We start from the raw sequence: 6034 nt of genomic DNA, 5'->3' as shown, positions 1-6034 counted from the left end.
CACCGCGGGCGACCGTGTCGTCGCCGGCGGTGCGGCGCCCACAGAGGACGACGTCATGCCGCGGCCCGGCTCCCTCTCGCCTCGCCCCGGCCGTTCCGGGGACGACAGGGGTTCGGCACCGAGGCCGGCCCGGATGGGTCGCCGGCCTGTGCGGCGGGTCACTCCCGCCCGGCCCGGTCAGGCTTCGCGACGCTGCCGCACGGCGCCGGCGAGGACGCCGAGCAGATCGGCGGTGGTGTCCCAGTCGAGGCACTTGTCGGTGACGGACTGGCCGTACACCAGCCCGTCGAGCGGGCCCGGCTTCTGCGCGCCCGCCACGAGGAAGCTCTCCATCATCAGGCCGGTGACGTCCCGCTCGCCGTCGGCGACGCGCGCCGCGAGCTCACGCACCACCTCGGCCTGCCGCACGTGGTCCTTGCCGGAGTTGCCGTGCGACGCGTCCACCACGACGCCCGCCTCCACGGCCCCGCCGAGGCCGGACGTGCGCGCCACCGACAGGGCGTCCGCCACGTCCTTCTCGGAGTAGTTCGGGCCGCCGCGCCCGCCCCGCAGGATGACGTGGCAGTCCGGGTTGCCGGTCGTCTCGACGGCGGCCGCACGCCCCTGCGCGTCCGCGCCGAAGAAGGTGTGCTCGCTCGCTGCCGTGATGCAGCCGTCGACGGCGATCTGCACGTCCCCGTCCGTCGCGTTCTTGAACCCGACCGGCATCGACAGGCCCGACGCGAGCTGCCGGTGCACCTGCGACTCCGCGTTGCGCGCGCCGATCGCGCCCCAGGTCACGGCGTCGGCGATGTACTGCGGGCTGGTGGGCTCGAGGAACTCGCACGCGGCGGGCACGCCCGCGTCGAGCACGCCCAGCAGCACCTCGCGCGCCAGGCGCAGGCCGTGGTGCACGTCGTGGGAGCCGTCCAGGTGCGGGTCGTTGATGAGGCCCTTCCAGCCCACCGTGGTGCGCGGCTTCTCGAAGTACACCCGCATCACGACGACCAGGTCGTCGGACAGCTCGCGTGCCACCGGTGCCAGCCGGCGGGCGTAGTCCAGCGCGGCCGCCGGGTCGTGGACGGAGCACGGGCCGACGATGACGAGCAGGCGGTCGTCCTCGCCGCGCAGGACGTCGCGCACCTCGCGGCGGGACGTCGTGACGAGGTCGCTGCGCGGGGTGCCCAGCGGCAGCTCCGCCCGCAGCACGCCCGGGGCGGGCAGCGGGTCGAGCGCGCGGACCCGCAGGTCGGAGGTCTCTGCCATCAGGTCAGTATGCGGCCGGCCGGGTTCGGACGGTGCGAGTTCGGACGGCGCAGGGTGGGCGGTGGTGGCGGGCGTGGTGCCGGTGGCGGTGCTCATCGCGGGGCTCCTGGAGGGGTCGGCGGCGGGGCGGTCGGGGTGGGGCTCGGCGTCGTCGTCGCGGCGGCTGCTCGAACCGTGTCCATGCCCGACCGGAGCGGCCCGTCTGACGACGAAGGGCCCGGACGCGACATGCGTCCCAGGCCCTGTGCTGGCTCCGGTGAAGTGGTGTCGGTCAGGCGTCAGCCCGCCGAGCCCCTACCGGAGCCGGCGTAAAGCGCCAATACCAACGGATGTCCACGGCCACGACGGTACGTCGTACCTCCCGGGTCCGTCCACTCGCGTCCATCATCCGGTCCGCCCGCATCACGACCGCCGCGCGAGCATCCGGGCGCGTCCCTAGCGTCGGGACGGTCGAGCGATCCAGCACGAAGTCGAGCACGGAGGGTGGGGACGATGCAGGGTCTCGAGGGCAAGGTCGCGCTGGTCACGGGCGCGGGGTCGGGGATCGGGCGCGCGACGGCGGTGCTCCTCGCCCGCGAGGGAGCCACGGTGGTCGCGCTCGGGCACCGCCAGGAGAGCGCCGAGGACGTCGCCGACGAGATCCGGCGCGACGGCGGCACGGTGCTGCCCGTGTCCGCCGACGTCGCGGACGCCGCCGCGGTGCGCGACGTGCTCGCCCGGGTCGAGGCGGAGCTGGACCGGCTCGACGTCGTCGTCGCCAACGCCGGCGTGAACGGCGTCTGGGCCCCGCTCGAGGAGCTGGCCCCGCAGGAGTGGGCGGACACGATCTCCACGAACCTCACCGGCACGTTCCACACCGTGCGGTTCGCCGTGCCGCTGCTGGTGCGGCAGGGCGGCGCGGTCGTCGTCGTCTCGTCCGTCAACGGCACCCGCACGTTCAGCAACTCCGGCGCGTCCGCCTACGCGACCAGCAAGGCCGGCCAGGTCGCGTTCGCGCGGATGGCCGCCGTCGAGCTCGGCCCGCGCGGGGTGCGCGTCAACTCCGTGTGCCCCGGGGCGATCGACACCGAGATCGACGACAACACCGAGCAGCGGCACACCGACGGCCTCGGCGTGCCCGCCGAGTACCCCGAGGGGCAGATCCCGCTCACGGGCGACGAGCCGGGCGTGGCCGCGCAGGTCGCCGCGACCATCGCCTACCTCGTGTCCGACGCGGCCAGCCACGTGACCGGCACGGAGGTGTTCGTCGACGGCGGGCAGTCGCTCGTCGCATGACGACCGGCGGCCCGGCGGCCGGCGGCGGACCCCCGTAGGGTCGACGTCGTGCCCGTCCCCGACTTCGTCGCCGCGCTGCGCTCCCACGTCGGCCACGACCTGCTGTGGCTGCCCGGGGTGTCCGCCGTCGTGCTCGACGACGAGGGCCGGCTGCTGCTCGGCCGCCGGGCCGACAACGGCCTGTGGGCGGTGGTGTCGGGCATCCTCGAGCCGGGCGAGGACCCGGCGGTCGGGCTGGCCCGCGAGGTGCTCGAGGAGACGGGCGTCGACGTCGTGGTCGACGCGCTCGTGGCGGTGACCGTCACCCCGCCGGTCGAGTACCCGAACGGGGACCGCTCTCGGTACCTCGACCTGTGCTTCCTGTGCCGGGCGGCGAGCCCCGCCGCCGCGGCGCGGGCGCACGTCGCCGACGACGAGTCCACCGACGTCGCGTGGTTCGCCCCCGACGACGTCCCGTCGGACCTCGCGCCCTCCTCCGCGGAGCGGCTCGGCCACGCCCTCGGCTGGCTCGCCGCCGGCTCCGGGGCCCCCTACTTCGTGCGCTGACCGTCCACCGACCCGCGAAGGAGCGCGCCGTGCCGACCCCCGCCACGCCGTCCACCCCCGAGGAGCTGTTCGCGCACTCCCCGACCGGCCTGGCGATCTGCCGGGCGTTCGCGGACCTCGTCGCCGGCGTGACGGGCGACGACGTCACGACGCGCACCACGAAGACGCAGGTCGCGTTCCGCCGCCGGCGCGGGTTCGCGTTCGTCTGGCCGCCGTGGGTGGGGGTGCGCGACCACGTCGACGCGCCCGCCGTCGTCTCGTTCGTCCTCGCCCGCGAGGACCGCTCCCCGCGCATCAAGCAGGTGGTGCACCCGACGTCCGGCGCATGGACGCACCACGTCGAGGTCCACGACGTCGCCGAGCTGGACGAGGAGGTCGCCGCCTGGGTGCGCGAGGCGTACGACGCCGCGGGCTGAGCACGTCCGTCCCGGTCGGGGACCCGTCCCCCGTTCGTCTCGCGGGTGAAACGCGGAAGTGGTTATGTGTGCCCCGCCACAGTTTGCCCCGGCGCACCGACGCGCCCCGGCACGACGGTGCCCGGCCCCCACGGCCGGGTCGCTCCGACACCCCTGGAGGAAAAACCGTGAGAGCACGCACCACGAGCGCGTTCGGCGCAGCGGGAGCACTGCTGACCGCCGCCGTCCTCGTTCCCGGCATCGCGGCGTCGGCGTCCTCGGCGCCCGCGTCCGACGCCCCACCGTCCGACCCCGCGGCGCACGTCAAGGAGGACGACCGGCCCGACCCGCTGGCCGAGAAGCGCACCGCCCTCAAGCAGGAGGCCGTCGACCGCGTCGCCATGGGTGACGCCACCGTGCAGACGCTGGGCAAGGGCGCCCACACGTCGAAGTCGGTGAAGGTCGGCAAGAACCAGTGGGTCGAGTACGAGACCGAGCAGACGGCGCAGCTGCTCACGTTCCTCGTCGACTTCGGCGACCAGGCCGACCCGCGCTTCCCCGACGCCCCGCAGACCGGGCCGAAGCACAACGAGATCCCCGAGCCCACGCGCAGCGACAACTCCACCTACTGGGAGCCCGACTTCTCGCAGGAGCACTACGAGGAGATGTTCTTCACCGGGCTGGAGGACCAGAACGGCGAGTCGTTCGCCGGCGTCTACGACGAGATGTCGTCGGGCCGCTTCGACCTGCAGGGCGACGTCTCCGACTGGGTGACCGTGCCGTTCAACTCGGCGTCGTACGGGCAGACCGAGTCGAACACGGACATGACGCGCTTCGTCCAGGACGCGGCCGACGCGTGGTACGCCGACCAGCTCGCGCAGGGCAAGACGGCGGAGGAGATCGCCGAGTACCTGCAGTCCTTCGACGTCTGGGACCGCTACGACATCGACGGCGACGGGATCTTCGACGAGTCGGACGGCTACATCGACCACTTCCAGGCGATCCACGCGGGCGAGGGCGAGGAGGCCGGCGCCCCGGAGTCGGCCATCTGGTCGCACCGGTGGGCGGTCAACCCGCTCGGCACGGACGGGCCGGCGGACTACGAGAAGGTCGGCGGCATCAAGATCGGCGACTCGGACGTCTGGATCCGTGACTACACGACGGAGCCGGAGAACGGCGGCCTGGGCGTGTTCGCGCACGAGTTCGGCCACGACCTCGGTCTGCCCGACTACTACGACACCGAGGGCGGCGAGAACGGCACCGGCTTCTGGAACCTCATGAGCTCCGGCTCGTGGCTCGGCCACGGCGACGGCACCATCGGCACCACGCCGAACCACATGGGCGCCACGGAGAAGATGTTCCTGGGCTGGCTCGACTACACCACCGTCGACCAGGGCGAGCGCGCCACCGTCAAGCTCGGCCCGTCGTACCACGCGACGACGAAGCCCCAGGCCGTCGTCGTGAACCTGCCGGACGGCGTCAAGGACGTCGACCTCGGCGTCGAGCCGTACGACGGGCAGTTCGCCTACTCCGGCACCGGCAGCAACGCGAACTACACGCTCACGTCGCCGTCGTTCACCGTGCCCGACGGGGCGTCGCTCACCGCCAAGGTGCAGTACGACATCGAGCCCGGCTACGACCATGCGTTCGCCGAGGTCTCGACCGACGGTGGCACCAGCTGGGAGTCGCTCACGACGAACCTCTCCGACGCGGACGCGAACGGCGGCATCTCCGGGGACTCGGGCAAGAAGTGGGTGGACCTCACCGCCGACCTCGCCGACCTCGCCGGCCAGGACGCCCAGGTCCGCTTCCGCTATCAGAGCGACGGCGGTCTCAACCGCCCCGGGCTCATGGTCGACGACGTGGCCGTGGGCGACGCGCTGACGGAGGACTTCGCCGACGGGTTCGAGGGCTGGACGAACGACGGCTTCCACGTCATCGGCGCGGACGGCACGTACGAGGTCGAGTACTCGCACTACTACGTGGCGGAGAACCGGCAGTACGCCGGCTACGACACGACCCTGCAGACCGGGCCGTACAACTTCGGCTGGACCGCGTCGAAGCCGAACACCGTGGAGCACTTCCCGTACCAGGACGGCCTGCTGGTCTGGTACGTCAACAGCTTCTACGGCGACAACAACACGTCGCAGCACCCGGGCGGCGGGCAGGCCCTGCCGGTCGACGCGAACGCGCAGGCGCTGCGGTGGTCGGACGGCACGGTCGCCCGCAACCGCATCCAGGCGTTCGACGCGACGTTCGGCCTCGGCAAGTCCGACGCGTTCTCCCTGCACCGGGAGACCGAGGCGGGCATGACGACGCTGCGCACGTGGAAGGAGCGTGCGGAGAACGTCTTCAACGACAAGGACCCGTACGCGTACTACGACGAGACCAACCCGGGCGGGTCGGTCATCGTGGGCGGCACGGGCACGAAGATCAAGGTCAAGGCCGTCAACGGCAAGAACGGCGTGATGACGGTGGACGTCACCACGCCCCGCAACCGCGGCTGACCCCGAGATAGAGAAGGCAGGTCCGCGAGATAGAGAGGCCCGGACGGGACCGCACGCCTGCGGTCC

Annotated in this window: 5 protein-coding genes; 4 read left to right on the top strand and 1 reads right to left on the bottom strand. The window is 72.8% G+C overall.

Going from position 1 to position 6034, the window contains the following annotated elements; genetic code table 11:
• Positions 1-177: 177 nt before the first annotated feature.
• On the bottom strand, positions 178-1245 hold the full coding sequence (locus ACFUVW_RS18920; RefSeq protein ID WP_430572852.1) for a 3-deoxy-7-phosphoheptulonate synthase: 1068 nt from the start codon (positions 1243-1245) through the stop codon (positions 178-180).
• Between the two features lie 492 nt (positions 1246-1737).
• Here ACFUVW_RS18920 and ACFUVW_RS18915 point away from each other — a divergent pair, with 492 nt between their 5' ends.
• The 4 genes from ACFUVW_RS18915 to ACFUVW_RS18900 all read left to right on the top strand — a co-directional run bounded on the left by ACFUVW_RS18915 (position 1738) and on the right by ACFUVW_RS18900 (position 5968).
• Complete coding sequence (locus tag ACFUVW_RS18915) at positions 1738-2520, top strand: SDR family oxidoreductase (RefSeq protein ID WP_430572851.1); 783 nt, start codon at positions 1738-1740, stop codon at positions 2518-2520.
• Between the two features lie 48 nt (positions 2521-2568).
• Positions 2569-3066 (top strand): NUDIX domain-containing protein, encoded by a 498-nt coding sequence (locus ACFUVW_RS18910; RefSeq protein WP_430572850.1) that lies wholly within the window; start codon positions 2569-2571, stop codon positions 3064-3066.
• 29 nt (positions 3067-3095) lie between these two features.
• Entirely contained in the window at positions 3096-3482 is a 387-nt protein-coding gene (locus ACFUVW_RS18905) for a DUF5655 domain-containing protein (RefSeq protein WP_430572849.1), read from the top strand.
• A gap of 167 nt (positions 3483-3649) precedes the next feature.
• Complete coding sequence (locus ACFUVW_RS18900; protein WP_430572848.1) at positions 3650-5968, top strand: immune inhibitor A domain-containing protein; 2319 nt, start codon at positions 3650-3652, stop codon at positions 5966-5968.
• The last annotated feature ends 66 nt before the right edge of the window (positions 5969-6034 follow it).

Origin of the sequence: Isoptericola sp. NPDC057391 (genome assembly GCF_042668085.1) — a bacterium.
GTDB lineage: Bacteria > Actinomycetota > Actinomycetes > Actinomycetales > Cellulomonadaceae > Isoptericola.
This window is presented reverse-complemented; position numbering and strand designations above follow the sequence as displayed.

Bases quoted from the DNA above. Each gene is read 5' to 3' on its own strand.
- ACFUVW_RS18920 (WP_430572852.1), bottom strand. From the start codon at position 1,245: ATGGCAGAGACCTCCGACCTGCGGGTCCGCGCGCTCGACCCGCTGCCC.
- ACFUVW_RS18915 (WP_430572851.1), top strand. From the start codon at position 1,738: ATGCAGGGTCTCGAGGGCAAGGTCGCGCTGGTCACGGGCGCGGGGTCG.